Source organism: Vagococcus allomyrinae, assembly GCF_017829975.1.
Taxonomy (GTDB): Bacteria; Bacillota; Bacilli; order Lactobacillales; family Vagococcaceae; genus Vagococcus_D; species Vagococcus_D allomyrinae.
Genome location: NZ_JAEEGA010000013.1, coordinates 110,471 through 130,735 on the forward strand (window position 1 = coordinate 110,471; position 20,265 = coordinate 130,735).

The 20,265-nt window shown below is 42.2% G+C and carries 20 protein-coding genes and 1 riboswitch; of the genes, 17 read left to right on the forward strand and 3 right to left on the reverse strand.

Going from position 1 to position 20,265, the window contains the following annotated elements; translation table 11 throughout:
• Positions 1-126: 126 nt before the first annotated feature.
• The 3 genes from mgsA to I6N95_RS18385 all read left to right on the forward strand — a co-directional run bounded on the left by mgsA (position 127) and on the right by I6N95_RS18385 (position 2,340).
• Positions 127-552: a methylglyoxal synthase gene (gene mgsA, locus I6N95_RS18375; RefSeq protein WP_209530780.1), complete on the forward strand. Its 426-nt coding sequence runs from the start codon at positions 127-129 to the stop codon at positions 550-552.
• Between the two features lie 70 nt (positions 553-622).
• A riboswitch (THF riboswitch) is annotated at positions 623-721 on the forward strand.
• Between the two features lie 36 nt (positions 722-757).
• Positions 758-1,285, forward strand: a complete 528-nt coding sequence (locus I6N95_RS18380) for a folate family ECF transporter S component (protein WP_245249669.1) — start codon at positions 758-760, stop codon at positions 1,283-1,285.
• A gap of 236 nt (positions 1,286-1,521) precedes the next feature.
• Positions 1,522-2,340 (forward strand): ZIP family metal transporter, encoded by an 819-nt coding sequence (locus I6N95_RS18385; RefSeq protein ID WP_209530792.1) that lies wholly within the window; start codon positions 1,522-1,524, stop codon positions 2,338-2,340.
• A gap of 114 nt (positions 2,341-2,454) precedes the next feature.
• On the opposite strand, the gene I6N95_RS18390 is transcribed toward I6N95_RS18385, so the two are convergent.
• Both I6N95_RS18390 and yjeM read right to left on the reverse strand, forming a co-directional pair.
• Positions 2,455-2,643 carry a hypothetical protein gene (locus I6N95_RS18390; RefSeq protein WP_209530794.1) on the reverse strand — a complete coding sequence of 63 codons (189 nt, stop codon included), beginning with the start codon at positions 2,641-2,643 and terminating at the stop codon, positions 2,455-2,457.
• 405 nt (positions 2,644-3,048) lie between these two features.
• On the reverse strand, positions 3,049-4,485 hold the full coding sequence (yjeM, locus tag I6N95_RS18395; RefSeq protein ID WP_209530796.1) for a glutamate/gamma-aminobutyrate family transporter YjeM: 1,437 nt from the start codon (positions 4,483-4,485) through the stop codon (positions 3,049-3,051).
• Positions 4,486-4,596: 111 nt separating this feature from the next.
• On the opposite strand from yjeM, the gene I6N95_RS18400 reads away from it, so the two are divergent.
• The 13 genes from I6N95_RS18400 to I6N95_RS18460 all read left to right on the forward strand — a co-directional run bounded on the left by I6N95_RS18400 (position 4,597) and on the right by I6N95_RS18460 (position 17,693).
• Positions 4,597-5,052, forward strand: a complete 456-nt coding sequence (locus I6N95_RS18400; RefSeq protein ID WP_209530798.1) for a GAF domain-containing protein — start codon at positions 4,597-4,599, stop codon at positions 5,050-5,052.
• On the forward strand, positions 5,045-6,049 hold the full coding sequence (locus I6N95_RS18405; protein WP_209530800.1) for a sensor histidine kinase: 1,005 nt from the start codon (positions 5,045-5,047) through the stop codon (positions 6,047-6,049). Before I6N95_RS18400 ends, I6N95_RS18405 begins: the two co-directional genes overlap by 8 nt.
• The gene (locus tag I6N95_RS18410; protein WP_209530802.1) at positions 6,046-6,693 is read left to right on the forward strand and encodes a response regulator transcription factor; all 648 of its coding nucleotides are present in this window, start codon (positions 6,046-6,048) and stop codon (positions 6,691-6,693) included. The genes I6N95_RS18405 and I6N95_RS18410 overlap by 4 nt, the downstream gene beginning before the upstream one ends.
• 178 nt (positions 6,694-6,871) lie before the next feature.
• Entirely contained in the window at positions 6,872-7,606 is a 735-nt protein-coding gene (locus I6N95_RS18415) for a sirohydrochlorin chelatase (RefSeq protein WP_209530805.1), read from the forward strand.
• Positions 7,599-8,042, forward strand: coding sequence for a precorrin-2 dehydrogenase/sirohydrochlorin ferrochelatase family protein (locus I6N95_RS18420; RefSeq protein WP_209530808.1), 444 nt, complete (start codon positions 7,599-7,601; stop codon positions 8,040-8,042). Before I6N95_RS18415 ends, I6N95_RS18420 begins: the two co-directional genes overlap by 8 nt.
• Positions 8,043-8,261: 219 nt before the next feature.
• The gene (nirB, locus tag I6N95_RS18425) at positions 8,262-10,670 is read left to right on the forward strand and encodes a nitrite reductase large subunit NirB (RefSeq protein ID WP_209530809.1); all 2,409 of its coding nucleotides are present in this window, start codon (positions 8,262-8,264) and stop codon (positions 10,668-10,670) included.
• 3 nt (positions 10,671-10,673) lie between these two features.
• On the forward strand, positions 10,674-10,985 hold the full coding sequence (gene nirD / locus I6N95_RS18430) for a nitrite reductase small subunit NirD (protein ID WP_209530810.1): 312 nt from the start codon (positions 10,674-10,676) through the stop codon (positions 10,983-10,985).
• Positions 10,972-12,021, forward strand: coding sequence for a uroporphyrinogen-III C-methyltransferase (gene cobA, locus I6N95_RS18435; protein ID WP_209530811.1), 1,050 nt, complete (start codon positions 10,972-10,974; stop codon positions 12,019-12,021). The genes nirD and cobA overlap by 14 nt, the downstream gene beginning before the upstream one ends.
• Positions 12,008-12,805, forward strand: coding sequence for a formate/nitrite transporter family protein (locus tag I6N95_RS18440; RefSeq protein WP_209530812.1), 798 nt, complete (start codon positions 12,008-12,010; stop codon positions 12,803-12,805). Before cobA ends, I6N95_RS18440 begins: the two co-directional genes overlap by 14 nt.
• A 62-nt stretch (positions 12,806-12,867) precedes the next feature.
• The gene (hemC, locus tag I6N95_RS18445) at positions 12,868-13,770 is read left to right on the forward strand and encodes a hydroxymethylbilane synthase (RefSeq protein WP_209530813.1); all 903 of its coding nucleotides are present in this window, start codon (positions 12,868-12,870) and stop codon (positions 13,768-13,770) included.
• Positions 13,763-14,494: a uroporphyrinogen-III synthase gene (locus tag I6N95_RS18450; RefSeq protein ID WP_209530814.1), complete on the forward strand. Its 732-nt coding sequence runs from the start codon at positions 13,763-13,765 to the stop codon at positions 14,492-14,494. Before hemC ends, I6N95_RS18450 begins: the two co-directional genes overlap by 8 nt.
• 376 nt (positions 14,495-14,870) lie before the next feature.
• Positions 14,871-17,087 (forward strand): glycoside hydrolase family 3 protein, encoded by a 2,217-nt coding sequence (locus tag I6N95_RS18455; RefSeq protein WP_209530815.1) that lies wholly within the window; start codon positions 14,871-14,873, stop codon positions 17,085-17,087.
• Between the two features lie 111 nt (positions 17,088-17,198).
• A complete protein-coding gene (locus I6N95_RS18460) occupies positions 17,199-17,693 on the forward strand; it encodes a GNAT family N-acetyltransferase (protein WP_209530816.1) in 495 nt (164 codons plus the stop codon).
• A 15-nt stretch (positions 17,694-17,708) separates the two neighbouring features.
• On the opposite strand, the gene I6N95_RS18465 is transcribed toward I6N95_RS18460, so the two are convergent.
• Positions 17,709-18,737, reverse strand: a complete 1,029-nt coding sequence (locus I6N95_RS18465) for a Gfo/Idh/MocA family protein (protein ID WP_209530817.1) — start codon at positions 18,735-18,737, stop codon at positions 17,709-17,711.
• A 334-nt stretch (positions 18,738-19,071) separates the two neighbouring features.
• On the opposite strand from I6N95_RS18465, the gene I6N95_RS18470 reads away from it, so the two are divergent.
• Positions 19,072-19,986, forward strand: a complete 915-nt coding sequence (locus tag I6N95_RS18470) for an AraC family transcriptional regulator (RefSeq protein WP_209530818.1) — start codon at positions 19,072-19,074, stop codon at positions 19,984-19,986.
• Positions 19,987-20,265: the final 279 nt, after the last annotated feature.

A 20,265-nucleotide genomic window follows, 5' to 3' on the forward strand; every position in this document is an offset into this window, starting at 1 on the left:
CCCTCATTTGCGAAAAAGTAGACTGACAAACAGCTAACTGTAAAATTATGCTACAATAGACTTAAAAATGATCACATTGGCCGTAGCTTGTGCCAATAAGTGATCTAAGGGAAAGAGGGTATGGGAGTGAATATTGCGTTAATTGCACATGATCGAAAGAAAAAAACAATGGTCAATTTGACAACGGCCTATAAACGAATTTTAAAAAGTCATACGTTATACGCTACTGGAACGACAGGTCATCGAATCATGGAGGCGACGGGATTAGACGTTCACTGTTTTAAATCAGGGCCCCTTGGAGGAGATCAACAGATCGGGGCGTTGATTTCTGAAAATAAAATGGATTTAATTATTTTTTTAAGAGATCCACTAGCATCGCAACCCCATGAACCAGATGTGAATGCGCTGATTCGGCTAAGTGATGTCTATGAAGTGCCCTTAGCGACCAATGTTGGCACAGCAGAGGCCTTAATTAGAGGCTTGGCCGCCGGATTTCTTGATTTTCGGGAAATTGTAAAGGAAGAATTGGATAAACCCCTAAGTTCTTACTAGAAAATGAGGCATCTCCATAGTTAAATAGGCGTAAGTGTGCTATATTAAAAGCGGTAGAAATACCAAAATAAACAGAGTAGGAAATAAAGCGTTAAGTGTTGGAAGGATGGGATGTTGCCTTTCGGACGAAGAACTTTTAGTTCGCGGTTTTATTTTCGCATTCGCTGCAGTTTTTTTGTAGCAACTCTATTAGGAGATGCGCAGGATGAACAAACAAAAAATCAACACCAAGGGAATCGCCTTAATGGGCGTACTAATGGCTATGCAGCTGATTTTAACGAGGTTTCTGGTAATCCAGACACCCTTTGTTAGAATTGGCTTTTCGTTTATTCCCACGACGATTATGGCCATGACATTTGGCCCACTTTTAACAGGAGTAGGCTCGACATTGTCAGATTTTATTGGGATTACCTTGTTTCCTTCAGTTGGTGGCGGGTATTTTCCAGGTTTTTCAGTATCGGCTTTTTTATCAGGAGCGATCTATGGGTGGTTCTTTTATAAAAAAGAGATGACCTGGCAACGAGTATTAATCGCCAATCTGGTTGTGATGATTCTGATTGACATGATCATGAATACGTTTTGGCTCTATTTAATGATGGGACCGGGCGTTCTTGCTCAAATTCCATTTAGAATAGGAAAATCATTGATCCTCTTGCCAATTCAAGTAGGGTTAATGTATGGACTTGGCAATAAAGGTGTTTTAAAAGGGCAAGTAGCACGTTTTCAAGCTTAAACAGAGAGACTCAACATCCACTACTACAATCACTTTGATTGTAGTTTTTTTGGTGATGGCAGACAATTAGCAAAATAGCTCATAGTGCTGTTTTCATCAGAGCCATTCAGCATAGTTGTAAAATAATTTTTTTAAGCTCGCCTAAAAAACTTATTAATTTCCCCTATAAAAACTTGGCTGTCTTTGAAACGTGTGATAAAATGAACGTATGAAGATTATTGGACGGAGGGCTGTAGATGATTAACTGGTTACTGAGTTTGGCTGCTTGGCAACAAGCACTAGTAGGGACGCTTTTTACATACGGGATGACGGCTTTAGGTGCGGCTTTAGTTTTTTTCTTTAAGGATATTAAAAAAGATGTCTTAAATGTGATGCTTGGTTTTGCTTCTGGGGTGATGATTGCGGCAAGTTTTTGGTCGCTCCTTGATCCTGCTATTGAGCAGGCGAAAGCAAATGGCGATATCCCTTGGCTTGTGGCTGGGATTGGTTTTGCCTTAGGCGGCTTATTTTTATACGCGGCCGATCGCTTAATTCCTCATATGCATTTTGGGCCCAATAAAGAAACAGAGGGCTTGCCCAGTCATTTAAAACGAACCATTTTACTGGTTTTTTCGATAACGCTCCACAATATACCAGAAGGATTGGCAGTCGGGGTCGCCTTTGGTGCTGCTAATCAGATGGCCAATCCAACTGCTGGTGTGTTGGCAGCGATCTCTGTTGCGATTGGGATTGGCATTCAAAACTTTCCAGAAGGGGCGGCCGTTTCAATTCCTCTGAGACAAGAAGGGCTGAGCCGAGCCAAAGCATTTGCCTATGGTCAGGCCTCAGGTATTGTTGAGCCGATTGCTGGAGTCTTAGGAGCGTTGCTTGTGACGAGAGTGTCATCCGTTTTGCCTTATGCTCTAGCGTTTGCAGCGGGGGCGATGATTTATGTGGTTGTGGAAGAATTAATTCCAGAAGCCCAGCAGACAACTTCCAGTAAAAATCATTACGGCGTTTTTGGTGTGATGGTCGGCTTTATCATCATGATGGTGTTGGATGTTGCTTTAGGCTAAAACAAAAAGTCTTTCTTACGTAGAAACTACGTTTGAAAGACTTTTTTGCTAGAAAAATTTCGGGGGAAATCATTCTTAGTATATATAAGCGTTACGTTAGGCGTAACGTTATAGTTAACGATAGTATTGTTTTTGTTTGCGATCACCAAAGATGAAGCGAACGAGCCAGACAACGATGGCCATTGGAATCAGGATGTGTAAGGCAAAGCCTAAAATGCCACCTAATACTTTCATTAAAAGTGATGCTACGACGATAAAACCGACAATTGTTAAAACTGTTGTTAATGTTGAATTTTTCTCCATGTCTTTCGACCTCCATCTCTGTGCTTGTTTTCTATATATTTATAATAGCATCCGCGCGCTTCTTTAGTATCCACCTTAAGACTGAATTTTAACTCACCCTTGAGACTAGGTTGCGGTTAATTTTTGTCAATGAGTGTCTAAGTAATTGCTTTTTGGTTCAACTCCATAGTGGGCAGCACTTGTTAATTAATCACAATCAAACGTTAGGTTTTCAATGAGAAAGAGGCTGAAAGTCCTACTCTCTGGTAGTGATTATGCGGATAATTTAGCGGGATTATATAGTCGAATGGGTTTAAGAAATGTAGATAGCATTAACGCAACTAGATATCTATCAAGTCACGGCTGACTTAATGGTGGTCGTTCAACTAATTGATAAACGGAATCGTCTCGTGAAGGAGATTCCGTTTATTTGTTAGAAACCTGCTGAAAGCGTAGAATCAGCAAAGCGAGAGTGGTAAACAGCAACGGACCTAAAATTAAGAAAAAGACTGTCAAGTATTCACCTGCTAAGAGTGGTTTAGCAAGGGTAAAAAGAATGCCGATGGAGATGCTGATAATCACACTAAAGGAGGCGACTTTAGCGCTGAGAGAAGTCTTCAAATAACGAATCTCGGTTTGGCCTTTGTGGAAGTGGCCAAAGCTCAAGGCGATCATCAAATAAGGAATGGAACGGGAAAGATTGGTCATGAGCGTTAATTGATTGTACAGTTGACTAACATTTTTTCCTCCAAGACTGACGAATAATATCAATAGACTAATAATTGTTGCCTGCCACCAATAGGCTGCTTTAGGAACTGTGGTTTTGCTAGCTAGGCTATGATACAAGGTTTTTAATGGAGTGTAAATAATCGTACTCAATAATCCCAAATAAGTAATAAAAAAGACCAGGCCGTTTAAACGCAGAAATAGTTGCCCTAAAAGTCGGCTATTAGCAAGGCTTAGATGCAAGACTTGGCCAACTTGGCTACCTAAGTTAAGCATCAATGTGTACATGACATTGCCTAGGTTGAGTTGTTGATCCTTAAGCGCGGTAGACCAAGGGATACTAATGGACCATAATAAAATCCCCAGAAAGTACAGGGCGACGACTAAAAAGGCACTGATGACGATTCCACGAGAAAAGCGATTGGTTTTTCCTGAAAGTTTATCGACAAGACTGGCCACCGTGTCTAAACCACCAAAAGCCGTGATACTAAAAATAAAAAAAGAAAGATTGCCAATCAGTGATTGATAATCAGGGTTAGGCGACTGAATTAATTGTTTGGCTTCAATGACAACCGTAGTAGAGGGAGCTAAAAGTAACAGAAGTTGACTGGCAACAGTGATGATAAACAGCATTAAAATTAGTTTACCGCTAATGATCATCATGGTGGCCACTTTGGTAAAACTACTGCTTGCTAGCCAGGTTAAGAAGCAAATGAGGCCAATTGATAATATACCGACAAATAAGCGACTGTTGAGTCCCGTGGCGAGTGTGCTTTGAGTTAGGTCTCTGCCAAATAAAAGAATCGAAAAGGGAATCCAGATTTTCATCGACAAACTGACCAGCCAAACGCTATAGCTGCAGTACCACAAGAAGGTAGCGATTGTGGCTACGTTTTCTGAGAGGTTATCTTTCAACCAATCGTTAATGCCTGCAGGTTTGTCTTTATAGGCGTAGCTGTATTCTGCTATAATGAAGGCGTAAGGAATAAAAAAACAAATAGCAGTTAATAAATACCAAGGTAGGGCGGCAAGGCCCATTAAATAAAAGGCATTAGTCATGGCTGAAAAAGAGAAAACGGTTGTTGTGATTATCAACACAATTTTTCTCTGGGAAAATTCTCTGGGCGGTTGTAACACATTCTCACCTCTTTATGATAGTTTAATACTATTATTAGAGTAAGTGAAAAAATGAACAGAGGCAAGGGGTAAGTGGGAAAAAATGATAATTAGGGAAAAGGAGTAGTCTGAGTGAAGGGGAAAAATAAACGAATACAAAATGAAATAGATCAGCTAAGGGTGACCTTAGCCGTTGACTTTGTTGGGTTGGCACTGTCGACAAAGCAACCTAGTAGTCACAAGAAAGAAATTAGATGGCATTATGTGAGTGGCAATACAAGTCAGCGATATCAAAAAATCGTGTTGCAAATTGGCCATGGTTTTGCAGGGATTGTTTGGCGGACGGGTCGACAATTACAAGAGTACCATTTGGAAGTGAAAACAGCCGAGGAGTTGTTGGAATATCCGATTGCAATTGCTGAAGACCTTAAAAGCGTCGTCGTCCAACCGGTGATGAAAGAGGATGAAATGTTAGCCGTTTTATTAGTTGGCTATCGTTCGGTGAATCAACTGACACCGGCATTAGGGGAGTATTTAGTCGGCGTGGCTGACGCTTGGTGCGATTGGTTAGGTGAGAGTGATGAATGATATTTTAGGTCAAATCAGTGATAGTTTTTTTATTATCGAACAAGGGAAATTGATCGAGACAAACCCTGCGGCGGATGCTTTGTTGAGAAGTCAGCACTTTGATCTAAAAAAAGTTTTGGAGGTTTGCGAAGCTCAGGGCTGTGCCTTGCATTCGGTAATGGATCAGTGTCAAAATTGTGAAGTCAAGGCGACCTTTGATCCGAGAGCTTTCAGCTTAGTACTAGGCAATAAAGCCGGTGGTCAAGAAAGTTTTAGTGCCAGTTATACCCAGCTGCAAGAAGGACGCTATGTCTTGAGCATTCGCAATTTGACGCCCCAAACGAAAAGTGAAAGTCTGTTTCAACAAAAAAAATTAGTCGCTTATGTGAGTCGCGCTCATGAAAAAGAGCGCAAAAAAATGGCCCAGGATCTCCATGATAGCTTGGCTCAGAGTGTTTTCAGTAGCTTGCTTGAAACCCGTAAAATCAAGCGAGATTATCAACAGGAAGCCGGATTGGCTCGCAAGTTGGAACAGGTTGAAGAACAGTTGGTAATGGTTTTAGATGAAATCAAAACCATGGCTCTTGATTTGCGGCCAGCAGCTCTAGATGACTTAGGCTTAGCGTCGGCGATGGCCAGTCTAGCCACTCGTTTAGGTGAAACAACGGGAGTCGAGATCCATGTGATTAGTTCTCTAAAGCGGTCACGCTTCTCAGAAGCGGTGGAGATCACTCTTTTTCGAGTTTTACAGGAAGCGCTGATGAATGCCATTAAGTATGCCAAAGTCGAAATTATCGATGTGCTTTTAGTCGAGAGAGACGAGCGGTTAGTCTTAGAAGTCATCGACCAAGGGATTGGGTTTCAAACGGATTCACCGACGATTCAAGGAACTGGAATGGGCTTACTACATATGGCAGAAAGAGTTCAAGGGATTGGGGGCCAATTGACCATCCAATCAACTGAGGATGGAACGGTTGTCAAAGCGATGGTTCCAATAATAGGAGGAGGCTTAGGATGATTCGAGTATTGGTAGCAGATGATCACGTTGTTGTCAGAAAAGGCTTATCGTATTTGATTAATGATCAACCGGATATGGAAGTAGTTGGGACTGTAGCGGATGGGATTGAAGCTTATATTGAAGTGGAAGCTAAAGAGCCCGATGTGGTGGTGATGGATTTAAGCATGCCCCCTGGTGAAAATGGATTGGTGACGACTAAGCGTATTAAGGAGAAGTTTCCGACAGTTAAAGTTGTGATTCTTTCGATGCACGATGATGAAGATTATGTGCTTCAAGCCATCAAAGCTGGGGCTGACGGGTATGTGCTCAAAAGTTCAGATGATCAGGAAATTATTAAAGGAATTCGTGGGGTCCAGCAACAGTATTACCTTGACCAACAAATTCCCATGCAAGACCATCTTTTAAGCCAGCTCTCAGGCAATCGACCAGTGACTGAAACGAGTTACCAGCAATTATCAAATCGAGAGCAAGAAGTATTGCCTTTAGTGGCCCTTGGTTATGCCAATCGAGAAATTGCTGAACGGCTGTTTATTTCAGTTAAAACAGTGGAAGTTCACAAGGCGAATATTATGAAAAAATTGGCGTTAGCCAATCGAGTCGAATTGATTCGGTACGCGGTAAAAGAAAAAATTATTGACTTATAGCGATATAGTTCCTATAAACTTCCAGCTAGAAAAAAGCTGAAAGTGCCACTCTTGAGGTCTGATTATGTAACATGATGTGTATCTCTCTAATAATAAGCATTGAGTTCTTGCTTTTTCTTGCGAGAGCTTTTTTTTCGTGTATAATAGTCGAAAATAGCAGTTGGAGGAGGGGTTTGTGTTGCGGGGGATTATTTATGTGGCTCACGGAAGTCAAAAAACAGGGAAAAATCAGAAGATGAGAGAGTTTTACAACGCTATAAAGGCTGAACGTTCAGAGGAACAAGCATTGGCTTTTTTAGAGAAACATCCAGATAGTTTAGAGAGTGTGGCGAAAAAAATGATTCAAAGTGGTGTCACTCAATTGGTTGTGGTGCCATTATTGTTGTTTTCAGCAATGCACAAAAAAGAGGATATCCCTGAACAGTTAGCAGTTGTTCTTCAGAGCTTTCCAGAGGTTGATTTGCGGATTTGTGAGACGTTTGCTCAGGAACCAGAAGTGACAGGCGTACTACTAGAGGCCATTCTCCAAAAGCAACGTGAAAAAAAGTTAATGGCACCTGTCGTCTTTTTAGTGGCCCATGGTAGCAGTTTTTATTCAGAACCTTTTGAACGGCTTCGTCAGATTGGCGAAAAATTGGCACAAGCTAGTGAATTAAGGGTAGTAACGGCAGGTTTGTATGGTCAAGAAAGTTATTTAGAAAAAGCGAAGTCACTGCTGGAAACGACGAGTGACCTATTGGTTGTGCCTTTTTTCTTGTTTGATGGTCATTTGGTGACGAAGTTAGAGGCCCAGCTAAGAGAACTAGCAGAGGCTTCTGCGAGTCAAATTTATTTCAGTGAGACACTTAATTTGAATCGAAAGATGGTCCCAGGGATTTTACGTTTAATCGAGGAGGAGTTAGTCGATGGTTAACTATCCGATTTATCTTTCTTTAGAACAACGGAATATTTTAGTTGTTGGTGGTGGCAAAATTGCCAACCGTAAAATTCAAGGACTAGTTGGGAAAGGGGCGATGATTACGGTCGTTGCTCCCGAGATTTGTCCAGAAATCGTAGAACAAAAGGAGCTGGAAGTGTTGTGGCGCCCTTATGACCGAGGGGATGTTGCCGGGAAATTTATGGTTTTCATCTGTACGGATCAACCGACAGTCAATAGTAGCGTTGTAGCTGATTGTCAAGAGGGGCAATTAGTGAACGATTGCACGATGAAAGAGCGCTCGGATTTTTATAATATGGCGACCCTTGAGACGGATCAATTGGTTGTGGCTATCTCATCTAAGGGAACGGATCCAGCCCAAGCGAAAGCGTTAAAAAACCAATTAGCTAAAATAATAGGTCCTTTGATCTAAATAGTAGGTCGAGTCAAATAATGACTCGACCTGTTTTATGACGTCTGAATAATCATTTGTTGTGAGAGTTCACTAGGTGATCAACAATAAAAAGTAAAGAGTGCTATAAGGTTTCATTTATTGTGGTTTTGTTGATATAGGACTTTCCCTAATAGGCGCTTCAGGTAATACCTGTTAAACTGTCAATGAATGCTCAATAATTCACATTAGGAGGTTACCATGAGTAAAGAAAAATTAGTCATGATTGGCAATGGTATGGCGGGGATTCGGACGCTAGAAGAAATTATCGATAGAGAGCCTGATTTATATGACATGATGGTCATCGGTGAAGAAAATTATCCGAATTACAACAGGATCATGTTATCCAATATCTTGCAAAAGAAAATGACCACAGCGGAGATTATTACCAACGATTACGATTGGTATCAAGCCAATCGAGTGACGTTAATTAATCATAATCCAGTCAGTCGCATCGAAGTGGCTGATAAGCAAGTTGTAACGGCAGATGGTCGGGTATTTTCTTACGATAAATTAATTTTAGCGACGGGCTCACGAGCCTTTATCTTACCCGTTGAAGGCAGTCAATTACCGGGAGTGCTGGGCTTTAGAACGATTGACGACACGGCAGAAATGTTAGCTGCAGCTAATAAATATCAGAAAGCAGCGGTTATCGGTGGTGGACTATTGGGGTTAGAAGCGGCCAAAGGCTTGCATGATCAAGGGATGGATGTGACCGTCGTCCATCTTGCGGAGTGGTTAATGGAAACCCAATTAGATCGGAAAGCAGGGGAACTCCTACAAAAAGATCTTGAGGCTCAGGGCTTAAAGTTTGCGATTGGTAAAGCGACCGCAAAAATCGTGGGACGTCAGCGAGTGAGTGGTTTGGAATTTAGTGATGGCACAAGCCTTGAAGCAGATTTAGTGGTGATGTCGATTGGCATCAAACCGGAAATTAGCTTGGCGCAAGGGACAGAATTGAAAACCAATCGTGGTTTTGTGGTTAACGATTATCTGCAAACTAATCTCAAGGATATTTATGCTGTTGGTGAGTGTTGTGAGCATCGAGGGATCGCTTATGGTTTAGTGGCACCTTTATACGAGCAAGGGAAAGTCTTGGCAGATTTGTTAACTAACCGTGAGACTGAACCTTATGAGGGCAGTAAGATGTTCACTCAATTAAAAGTTTCCGGTTGCGACCTATTTTCTGCAGGTAATATTAGTGAAGATGAAGAGGTCAAAGGGGTTGAGAGCTTTGATGGTATTGCTAATGCCTATAAAAAAATCTTTGTCAAAAATGGCAAACTTGAAGGTGTCGTTCTTTATGGCGATACGAGTGAAGGCAATCGCTACTACAATATTTTAAAAAAGGAGCAGTCTTTAGAAGACTTCAAAATGGTGTCATTGCTCTATAGTGGGGCAGACGAAACGAGTGGGAATGTGGCAGAGATGCCAGATGATGAGATGATCTGTGGCTGTAATGGTGTGACGAAAGGCAAGATTGTTGAGGCGATTCATGAACATGGCTTGACATCAGTTGCTGAAGTCACCTCCCGGACTAAAGCGGGAAATTCCTGCGGTAAGTGCAAGGGGCTGGTGGGAGATGTTCTCGCTTATACGTTAGGCGATCAGTTTGAGGCAGCGGGCCCAGTCGGGATTTGTGAATGTACCACCTTAACCCGAGACCAATTGGTGATCAGCATTCGGCAAAAGGGCTTGAAAACAATTAAGGAAGTGCGGCATGCCTTGAATTTTAGTAATTTAGATGGTTGTCCGAAATGTCACCCAGCGATCAATTATTATTTAAACATGATTTACCCTCAAGAACACGCTGATGAAAAAGCCTCCCGTTATGTCAACGAACGGATGCATGGCAATATTCAAAAAGATGGTACCTATTCGGTAATTCCAAGAGTTCGCGGCGGCAAGACGAGTCCCCAGCAATTGATTAAGATTGCTCAAGTTGCTGAAAAATATCAGGTGCCACTTTTAAAGATTACAGGTAGTCAGCGGATTGGGATGTACGGCGTATCGAAGGAAGACATGCCAAAAATTTGGGAAGAGTTAGAGATGACGTCGGCTTCTGCCTATGCCAAGGCCTTTCGTTCGGTTAAAACCTGTGTTGGCAAAAATTTTTGTCGCTTTGGAACTCAAGATTCCATGGGCTTAGGTATTAAGCTTGAAACAAAATTTGAGTTCATCGATACGCCTCATAAATTTAAAATTGGCGTCTCAGCCTGTCCTCGTAGTTGTGTTGAGTCTGGAGTTAAAGATTTCGGTGTGATTGGCGTTGAAAATGGCTTTCAAATTTACATCGGCGGTAATGGTGGAACAGAAGTCGTCGAAGGTCGGTTATTGACGACCTGTGCCACTGAAGAAGAGGTCATTGAACTTTGTGGCGCTATGTTACAGTATTACCGAGAAACAGGGATTTATGCTGAACGAACCGCACCTTGGTTGGAACGTTTAGGCTTTGAGCAAGTCAGTGAGGTTCTTTTAAATAAAGACACTCAAAAAGTATTAAATCAAGAGTTAGCGGAAGCCATGGCAGGAAAGCAAGTTAATCCATGGGAAGACGTCGTGGCATCAAAAGAAAAAGTAGCCGAATTATACGCGGTAGAAAGAGTGTAGAAGATGGAAACAACCAAACAGTTTATTACAACCCTTGATCAATTGCCTCTTAACATTGGCAGAGAAGTTCAAATCAATCAACAAGAAATCGCTTTGTTCAGACTGGAAGATAATCAAGTCAAAGCGGTTGGGAATCGTTGTCCTCATGAGAACGGTCCTTTAGCTGAGGGAACAGTGGCAGGTGATTTTGTTTTTTGTCCTCTTCATAATTACAAAGTATCCTTAACTGATGGCCAAGTTCAAGCGCCAGATGAGGGCTGTGTCAAGGTTTATCGAACCAGTGTTGAGGATGGCGATGTTTATGTCTGGGCCTGAAACTGGCAAGGTTTATCTACTTGGTGGTGGAACTGGGGACATCGAGTTGTTAACATTAAAAGGGGCACGGCTGTTAGCGATGGCAGATGTCATTATTTATGACCGTTTAGTCAACCCTTTGTTTCTATTTTTAGCTAAGAAAGAGGCCAGTTTTATATACTGTGGTAAGCTGCCAACGGATCACCGTTTGTCTCAAAGTCAAATTGAAGCGGAGTTGATTCAGCAAGCCATGATAGGTCAACAAGTTGTCCGCTTAAAAGGCGGAGATCCGGCGATTTTTGGTCGGGTAGCTGAAGAGATGGTAGCCTTGGAGCGTGCCGGGATTGACTACGAAGTAATTCCTGGTGTGACGGCGGCTTCAGTTGCCAGCATATACGCGGGGATTCCTTTGACTGATCGCGAGTTGTGCCGTCATGTGACATTGGCAACAGCCCATGGTCAAAAGGATAGTCCCATAGATGTTAGTCAACTAGCAACTGGTGGCACCTTAGCTTTTTACATGGGGGTTGCTAATTTACCAACGATTTGTCAAAATCTAATGGCGGTGGGACAAACTGGTGACACCCCAATAGCGGTCATCACTTGGGGAAGTTATGGCCGTCAAAGGGTGGTCATTGGTACTTTAGGGACCATCCTGGAAAAGGAAATTTCTAACCCGGCCATGATTATTGTAGGCCAAGTTGTGAAACATCGCCAAAAGTCTTCGTGGTTTGAACGTCTGCCTTATTTTGGTAGAAAGCTATTACTTGTAGGCCAAGGTCCGATTGATTGGCAAACCATCAGCGCCTATACGGCCAAAGGGGCCGATGTTTGGGCGATGGAAGTGGGGCCCAGAGATCAGCGATTTGATGAGGTTTCAAGGCGTTATTTGAGTGAACATCAATGGCATGAAATTATTTATTTAGATGATTATCCAGAAACACCCTCATTATTGGCAGAAACATTTAAGGCTATTGGCCTAGAAAAAGCTTTTATGAGACTAAAAGATGACAATAGTTCTAAAGAGAAATGGAGAGAAGTAAATGGGAGTATATAGTCCACCAGAAATTGTCGATGTGACCATCCAAAAAGGGGTAGAAAAAGCCAAGGCTAGTTTTCTAACCCTCAGTGTTTTAGGATTTGCAGCGGGCATGTTTATCGGCTTGGCAGGTATTGCTTTTATTCGAGCCATGGGCACGATGCCAGCTGAATGGGGTAGCTTGGTCCTCTTAATCGGTGCGTGTGTCTTTCCTTTCGGTTTGATATGTCTGTTATTAGCAGGTGGTGAATTAGTCACGGGTAATATGATGGTCGTCTCAATGGCTTTGTTTGCTAAAAAAATCACTGCCAAAGAGTGGCTGCGGAATATGATAATTGTCACCCTGTTCAATTTTATTGGCGCCTTTTTTGTGGCTTACTTTTTTGGTTATTTGACAGGTGCTTTAGAAGGTGACTTTCTAGAACGAACGATTTTAGTGGCTCGTGGTCGGACCAAAGACACGATATTACAAGCCTTCTTATCAGGAATTGCGTGTAATATTTTAGTTTCAACAGGGGTTTATCTTAATTTTGCTTCTAAAGACATGATCGGTAAAATTGTTGGGATTTGGTTGCCAATTATGGGCTTTGTTATGTCTGGTTTCCAGCACGTTGTGGCCAATATGTTTATTATTCCTGCTGGGATTTTAGCTGGCGGTGTGACTTGGACAGATTTTTGGTTAAATGTGATTCCCGTTTATTTAGGCAATGTGATTGGCGGTGGCGGTTTTATCGCTTTCTTGTACTTCGCGGCATATAAAATCGGCACGAAAAAAATTAGCCCCAAAGACCTTGCTCAATAAGGGGAGAGGTAATAGATAAATCTGAATGGAGAACGGCAGCGTTATAGAAAGGTCGGTTGAAGGTGAAAAAAGTGATACGAGTAGGGACGCGGAAAAGCCCTTTGGCAATGAAACAAACAAAGTTGGTTGTGACGGACTTACAACAAGTCTTTCCAGAACTAGCCTTTGAGGTAGTGGAACTAGGCACTAAAGGGGATCGGGACAAACAAACGGCCTTAAGCCAATTTGGCAAAGAAGGAATATTTACCGATGAGATCGGTCAAGCTATTAAGTCTGGCACAATTGATTTTGCGGTTCATAGCTTAAAGGATTTGCCAACGGTCTTAACTGAGGGGCTCATTCTTGCGAGTCATCCTAAACGAGAAAATCCCTTCGATAGTTTGATTATGAGAACCGCAACGAGTTTGGAGACATTACCTGTGGGAGCGGTCATCGGTACGAGTAGTCTTCGTCGAGAAATTGAACTATTACGCTTGCGACCGGATGTGACACCGGTCTCGATTCGCGGTAATATTGATCAGCGCTTGGCACAATTAGCTAAAGGAGATTTTGATGGCATTATTTTAGCTAATGCAGGGTTAAATCGATTAGGCTGGCAAAATCATGAAGGGTTTAGTTTGGTTTCTTTTGATCAAGAGCGCTTTATTCCTTCAGTTGGCCAAGGTATTTTAGGTTTGGAATGTCGGAAAGGGGACCACTATATTCAAAGGATTTTGGCAAGCGTGGCAGACCCCGAGACAATGAGCTGTGCTGCAGCCGAACGAGCATTTTTACTCGGCATGTCGACCCTCGAGGCTAATCAAACAAGTGCGGCTTATGCTCATGTTCAAGGAGATGAGATTGTGTTAACGGTGATGCGAGGGAGTCGGCAACCAGGAGACTACCAACGAAATGTTTATAAGGGCAAGGATGGCCACGCTTTAGGTTTGGCAGCTGCTCAAGGGATGAGGAAGCTCGATGACTAAGCGAACGCTTTTATTAACCCGCAGCCCAGAACAAAATCAAGAGGATCGCAAGTTAATTGATGACCAACTTTATCATGTCTACGAGATTCCTTTAATTGAGACTCACAGCTGTCACTATAAACAAACTCCTGAAACCTTAGCTCAAACTGATTGGCTCTTTTTTACCAGTTCTAATGCCGTTCACTACTTTTACGAAGGCTTAATCGATAAATCTTTATTAGCAGCAAAAAAAATCGCAGTTATCGGCCAACAAACGGCTAAAGCTGTTACTTTCCATAAGGGACGGATAAGCTTTATGCCTTCTCGTTACACCTCAGATACCTTTATTGAGGAATGGTTAGAGACTTGTCAAAAGCCCCAACGAATTCTTTTACCTAAAAGTGATCTAGCTCGATCAAACATCAGTGAAGCCTTGAGCCTTGAAGGGCACCAAGTAGAGGAGCAGGTTATCTATGAAAATCGGATGCCACAGCCTAGTGAGGAGCAGTTACGGATTTTATTGGCCAGTGGAGAACTCGATCTGGCTTTTTTTGCGAGCCCTTCAGCTTGGCAACGGTTTTATGAGGTGGTTAAAACGGTTCCTGAAACATTAAGCATCGGGGCGATAGGTCCCGTCACCCAAAGGGCGATCCAAGCCAGTGGCAAGCAAGCGACAATCCCAGAAGAAGATTCATATACAATGAAAGGACTTCTTTCAATCATGTTGAACCAGATTAAGATGTGACATGTAATTAAAAGACAGTGATCTCACCTTTGGTTATTCAAGCTAATTAAGGTGAGTTTTTTTTGTGAGGAAACGGGACGCAAAAATTAATAAATGTAGACATCGTGATAAATAATCAGACAGATCATTCGTCTGATCATCCGACAAGAGTGAGCGATTGATGTATACACTTATACGCTGCCTAGTTAGGCAGCGATTTGAACTAACTAACAAGTCGAAACGATATGGGGGATACTTTCTGTTGAAAGTCGTCGATAAAGAGAAGCAATTGATGCTATTAATTGTCTATTGGAGTAAATCGTATTATGATGTAAGGGGGAAATAAATAACGAGGATTAATTAATGGGGTCCTTATACAGTAGGAGGAAGTAAGAGGATGAAAAAATATCGGATTGAAGAACAGAAGGATCATTATTTGGTGAAAAATGATCATGGGGCAACTCTGGGCTATGCTAAAAATAGTCCTGTTAACTTGATAGAGGAGGCAGGTTTTGCTTTTAAAGATTTAAATAAAAATGGGGTGCTTGATCCATATGAAGATTGGCGATTGCCGATTGATGAACGGATTGCGGACCTTGTTCAGCAAATGGATTTAGAAGATATTGCGGGCTTGATGCTATATAGTGCTCATCAGTCTGTCTCGACGGAAGGCCTATTTGGTACGATGTTTGCCGGGACCTATGATGGCCAACCACTGTCTGAGAGTCACGCGGTTATTTCTGATTTGAGTGACCAACAAAAGGAATTTTTGGAAAATGAACGGTTGCGTCATGTTTTATTGACAGCGGTTGAGGATTTGGAGACTGGTGTCAAATGGGCCAATAAGCTGCAAGCCTATGCAGAGGCGCTGGATTTAGGTATTCCGGTCAACATCAGCAGTGACCCTCGTCATACAACCAGCGCCCACAGTGAATTTGACGCTGGGGCAGGTGGTGATATTTCTAAGTGGCCTCACCAATTAGGTTTAGCTGCGACATTTTCACCTAAGTTAATCAAGGAGTTTGGTGAGATTGCCTCTAAAGAGTATCGTGCGTTAGGCATTACGACGGCCTTGTCGCCTCAAGTTGACATTGCGACAGAACCTCGTTGGATGCGATTTAACGGGACCTTTGGTGAGGACAGCCAATTGAGTGCGGATCTGGCTAAAGCTTATTGTGAAGGGTTCCAAAACAGTCAAAACGGCTGGGGCAAGGAGAGCGTCAATGCCATGGTCAAACATTGGCCAGGGGGCGGCAGTGGTGAAGGCGGTCGCGACGCTCATTACGGTTACGGGAAGTTTGCTGTTTATCCTGGTAATAATTTTAACGAACATTTAAAGCCATTTATTGACGGGGCATTTAAGTTGGATAAGACTGGGCAAGCCAGTGCTGTTATGCCCTATTACACCATCAGCCACAATCAAAGTAATGAAATGGTCGGCAATGGCTTTAATCACCATTTAATTACCGAATTATTGCGAGATAAATACAACTACCAAGGCGTGGTCTGTACCGATTGGAATATTACTCATGACGCGCCGGAAATTGATTCCTTTATGGTTGGCAAGCCCTGGGGCGTGGAGCAACTAACGGTAGCGGAGCGCCATTATAAAGCATTGGTAGCAGGTGTGGATCAATTTGGTGGCAATAACCAAGCGGCACCGGTGATGGAAGCCTATGCTTTAGGAGTGGCAGAGCATGGGGAGTTGCACATGCGAGAAAAATTTGAAGGCAGTGCGACCCGCTTATTACGCAATATTTTCAGAACTGGCCTAATGGAAAATCCCTATTTGGATTTGGCAGAATCCCAAGCTCACTATGGCATTCCTACCTACCAAAGGAAAGGCTTTGAGGCGCAGTTAAAGTCAGTGGTACTAGTAAAAAACGAATCTGAGGTCTTGCCTCGTAAGGCTAGGCAGAAAGTTTATATTCCTAAACGCCTGCGTCCAGCAAGCGTTAACTGGTTTGGGCAAGCGACGGCTCCAACAGAGGAATTGCCAATTTTACCAGAGACGATCACCGCTTATTACGACTTAGTGGCGACACCAGAAGAAGCTGATTTTGCCCTAGTCATGATGGAATCACCTAAATCGGTTGGCTATCATAAAGAGACTGGCTATTTACCCGTTTCATTGCAATACCGTCCTTATAGGGCAGATTTAGCACGAGAGGTGAGCATTGCTGGTGGCGATCCCTTAGAAAAAGAGCTTGACCGAGGCTATCGGGGGAAGACCAATACGGTTGAAAATGAAGCCGATTTGGATCAATTGATTGCGACGAAGAAAGCCATGGGGGATAAGCCAGTTATCGTCACTTTGGACAGCAATAACCCGACCGTTCCCAAGGAGTTTGAACCTTATGCTGACAGTATTTTGATTCATTTTAGTGCGACGAATCAAGCCTTGTTGACAATCATCAGTGGGGAAACGGAACCTAGTGGCTTGTTGCCCTTCCAACTACCAGCCCATATGGAGACAGTGGAAACGCAACAAGAGGATGTGCCTCACGATATGGAAGCTTATGCCGACAGTCAAGGAAATGTTTATGATTTTGCCTTCGGCATGAATTTTAGCGGCGTCATTCAAGATGAGCGAGTGGCGAGGTACAAAAAATAAAACAACTCCTCTCAGCTAAGAGCTGGGAGGAGTTGTTTGGTTCGTCACCCTAACCCCGGCTGATATGAACTAAAAAATGTTATACTAATAAAGCAGAAATGAGGCGATCAGATGAAAATTAGAAGGTATCAAGCAGGAGATGGTAAAGGAACCTATGACTTATTTTATGAAACGGTGCAGCGGATTAATTGTCAGGATTATTCCCCTGAACAATTGGCGGTTTGGGCCAAACCAGTTGGGAATCAAGAAGACTGGCATCAGTCATTAGCAAAAAATTATGCTGTTGTGATGGAAAGAAATCATCAACTGGTAGGATTTGCTGATATCACTGAAGGAGGCTACTTGGATCGTTTATATGTTCATCATTTGTATCAGGGCCAAGGGATTGCTAAAAGGCTTGTTGCCGAGCTGGAGAAGTGGGCCAGTCAGCAAGGCGTGACTGAGATCACTGTGGCGGCTTCGATTACTGCTAAACCATTCTTTTTAAAAAACGGCTACTGTCAGGTGAGTCAACAACAGGTTGAGCGAGAAGGGCAGTTGTTGACCAACTACTTAATGAAAAAACCAGTCAATAGAAATGAAACAAAACAGACGCCGTCAACGTGACGGCGTCTGTTTTGTTTATAATGAGACTCGTTTGCCATTGGCATCGGCTGACGCTTGTTCTTTTTCAGCGATGTAAATGGTTTGTTTGGCGCTGGCAGAAGGCACTCGAAGATCTGCTTGAGTGTTGTTGAGAATACTTTCAGCAAAGTGTTTAATTTCCAAATAATAGCCACTTTCTTTGCTAATATCCGGTTCAAAACTCTTGTCGCCGTGAGGGTAATCCCTTAACTTGCCATTTTCCAAGATGATGGTGCCCCGTTCAAAGTTAACCCGGAAACGCATTTCAAAACCAAAATCATCGTTGTTAATCGTCCAATCATCTTCAGCATTGACGACTTTGCCATCGGCGTAATGGTAGTTAGAGGAGACGATGTCGTAGCCATTGCCTTCATTGATGACTTTTCCGCTAGTGGAGACTGACTCTGGGGGACCGAATAACCAATTGATGGTGTCCACATCGTGAATGTGTTGGTCCAATAAACAACCACCAGATTTGTCTTTTTTAAGCAGCCAATTTTCCCATGACCAAATAGGTGTGGTGCCACCACGGAAGAAGGAACCAGCTACGACCTTGCCATACCGACCTGAATCAATGGTTTCTTTGACATATAGGTAGCTAGGGAAAAAGCGTAAGGTTTGACCAATCATCAATTGTTTGCCATATTTTTCTGAGGCATCAATCATTTCTTGAGCGGCTTCAGAAGAAATCGCCATTGGTTTTTCGCAGAAAACAGGCATCCCAAGCGACATAGCTTCCACTGCCTTTGGTGAATGCAGATAAGTAGGTAGGCAGAGATCCACATAGTCCAAATCTTCTTTTTCAATCATTTCTGCCATATCTTGGTAGAACGTGTATTGACTGAAATCCACTGGGCTGACACCTGTCGGTAAGTTTCCCTCAACTAAAGCCCCGCCTTGTTTCGCCTCATCTACATCACAAATGGCGACGAGTTTAATGGGAAATCCTTCTTCTTCTAAACGAAGATAATTTTGTAAATGCGAGTTTCCCATAAATCCTAATCCGACTAATCCGACTTTTAACATCTATCTAACCTCCTAGTTTGTGTAAAACGTTTTCTTTATGCACGTCCATCATAGCAAGAGAAGGCTTTTGGAAGATTTAGAATGAAGGCTTTAGTTTTTGCACAAAAAGCCCAACTCATTTTCCGAACAGTTTGTGAAAAATTCTGTTTTATGAGAAGGCTCGAAATTTTATACAAAAAGGCCAACAATCAGTGACGGACTATTCAAATAGCTCTTTTAAGGTAATAATGAGGGTGTTGAAAGCGATTTTTATTTCACTTGACAGACGTTATGAATGTTATTCTATATAATGTAGCTCTAAAGCTCGTACCTGAAAATGAATGGTGGTAATAACATGACACAACTTGACGGAGAAAATATTGAAGACAAACTACAGAGGCCTAATTTTTTAATCGAGGTCGAGAACATCATTACGGTGTATTACAATGAGTTCACGAAAAGTTACTTTTTTGAGGGCGAGAAACATGATTTTTGGGAGTTTGTCTACGTGGACAAAGGGGAGATTGAAGTCTCGGCAGATGGCATTAATTATCAATTGTCAGAGGGGGATATTATTTTTCATCGACCCAATGAGTTCCACACTGTTGGTGGTAATGGGATTGTCGCTTCCAATGTGCTGGTGATTAGTTTTATTTGCCAATCAACAGCTATGGCCTTTTTTGATCAGAAGATCATGACCTTAACGGAAAATGAGCGGAAGTTATTAGGCCGTTTTATCGGTGAATCAAAAAGTGTGTTTGTCAGTGATTTAGGCCGCTTGTATCAGCAAGATAATCGTTTGAAAAATCCTTTAGTCGGTGCCGAACAGATGATGTATCTCTACTTGCAACAATTTTTAATAACCTTGATTCGGGTAGAATTAGATCCAGTTAATCTGCAACGTTCTTCTGGATTATTAAAAAAGAATTTTCGTGATGACGTTATTAATCAGATCGTCATCTACTTGGAAAAAAATTTATCCGATACGATTCTTTTAGACGATCTGTGCAATGAATTTTATTTAAGTAAAACCTATTTAAAACGCTTCTTTAAGAAGGAGACAGGGTATACGGTCATGCAGTATTTAAAAGCTCTGCGGATGGAAGCGGCTAAAAAATTAATTCGTGAAGCCAACTTGAGTTTTACGGAGATTTCCCAATTAACGGGGTTTGATTCCGTTCATTACTTTTCGACGAGTTTTAAAAAGTATGAGGGGCAGACTCCCAGTGAATATCAACGCTCAATTAAAATTTACGAAGCAAACACGTAAAAGCTCTTCCGTTTGCCAGAGAGTCGGGGATGATTGACCAGAAATTGGTCACCTATATACATCCCGTAAAATAATCCGGACATATAGTTCCACTGGATTATCAACATAATGACGAACAAAGAGTGGTGCTTTCAGCTTCTTTTTAGTTGGAAGTTTAACGACTGATCGTCATTATTTAATAGGAGCTATATAGATCTAATTGAAAGCGCCAACTTTTGTGAACGTTGTTTTTCTTTAAACCTTAAACATTTAAAGAAGAACGTTAAAAATATGGAAAAG

What these genes read in the sequence shown, in the direction of transcription:
- I6N95_RS18470 (WP_209530818.1), top strand. Translation starts at nt 19,072, where the DNA reads ATGACACAACTTGACGGAGAAAATATTGAAGACAAACTACAGAGGCCT.
- I6N95_RS18410 (WP_209530802.1), top strand. Translation starts at nt 6,046, where the DNA reads ATGATTCGAGTATTGGTAGCAGATGATCACGTTGTTGTCAGAAAAGGC.
- I6N95_RS18390 (WP_209530794.1), bottom strand. Translation starts at nt 2,643, where the DNA reads ATGGAGAAAAATTCAACATTAACAACAGTTTTAACAATTGTCGGTTTT.
- I6N95_RS18420 (WP_209530808.1), top strand. Translation starts at nt 7,599, where the DNA reads ATGGTTAACTATCCGATTTATCTTTCTTTAGAACAACGGAATATTTTA.
- I6N95_RS18405 (WP_209530800.1), top strand. Translation starts at nt 5,045, where the DNA reads ATGAATGATATTTTAGGTCAAATCAGTGATAGTTTTTTTATTATCGAA.
- I6N95_RS18380 (WP_245249669.1), top strand. Translation starts at nt 758, where the DNA reads ATGAACAAACAAAAAATCAACACCAAGGGAATCGCCTTAATGGGCGTA.
- cobA (WP_209530811.1), top strand. Translation starts at nt 10,972, where the DNA reads ATGTCTGGGCCTGAAACTGGCAAGGTTTATCTACTTGGTGGTGGAACT.
- I6N95_RS18385 (WP_209530792.1), top strand. Translation starts at nt 1,522, where the DNA reads ATGATTAACTGGTTACTGAGTTTGGCTGCTTGGCAACAAGCACTAGTA.
- I6N95_RS18440 (WP_209530812.1), top strand. Translation starts at nt 12,008, where the DNA reads ATGGGAGTATATAGTCCACCAGAAATTGTCGATGTGACCATCCAAAAA.
- I6N95_RS18460 (WP_209530816.1), top strand. Translation starts at nt 17,199, where the DNA reads ATGAAAATTAGAAGGTATCAAGCAGGAGATGGTAAAGGAACCTATGAC.
- nirB (WP_209530809.1), top strand. Translation starts at nt 8,262, where the DNA reads ATGAGTAAAGAAAAATTAGTCATGATTGGCAATGGTATGGCGGGGATT.
- I6N95_RS18450 (WP_209530814.1), top strand. Translation starts at nt 13,763, where the DNA reads ATGACTAAGCGAACGCTTTTATTAACCCGCAGCCCAGAACAAAATCAA.
- I6N95_RS18455 (WP_209530815.1), top strand. Translation starts at nt 14,871, where the DNA reads ATGAAAAAATATCGGATTGAAGAACAGAAGGATCATTATTTGGTGAAA.
- I6N95_RS18465 (WP_209530817.1), bottom strand. Translation starts at nt 18,737, where the DNA reads ATGTTAAAAGTCGGATTAGTCGGATTAGGATTTATGGGAAACTCGCAT.
- nirD (WP_209530810.1), top strand. Translation starts at nt 10,674, where the DNA reads ATGGAAACAACCAAACAGTTTATTACAACCCTTGATCAATTGCCTCTT.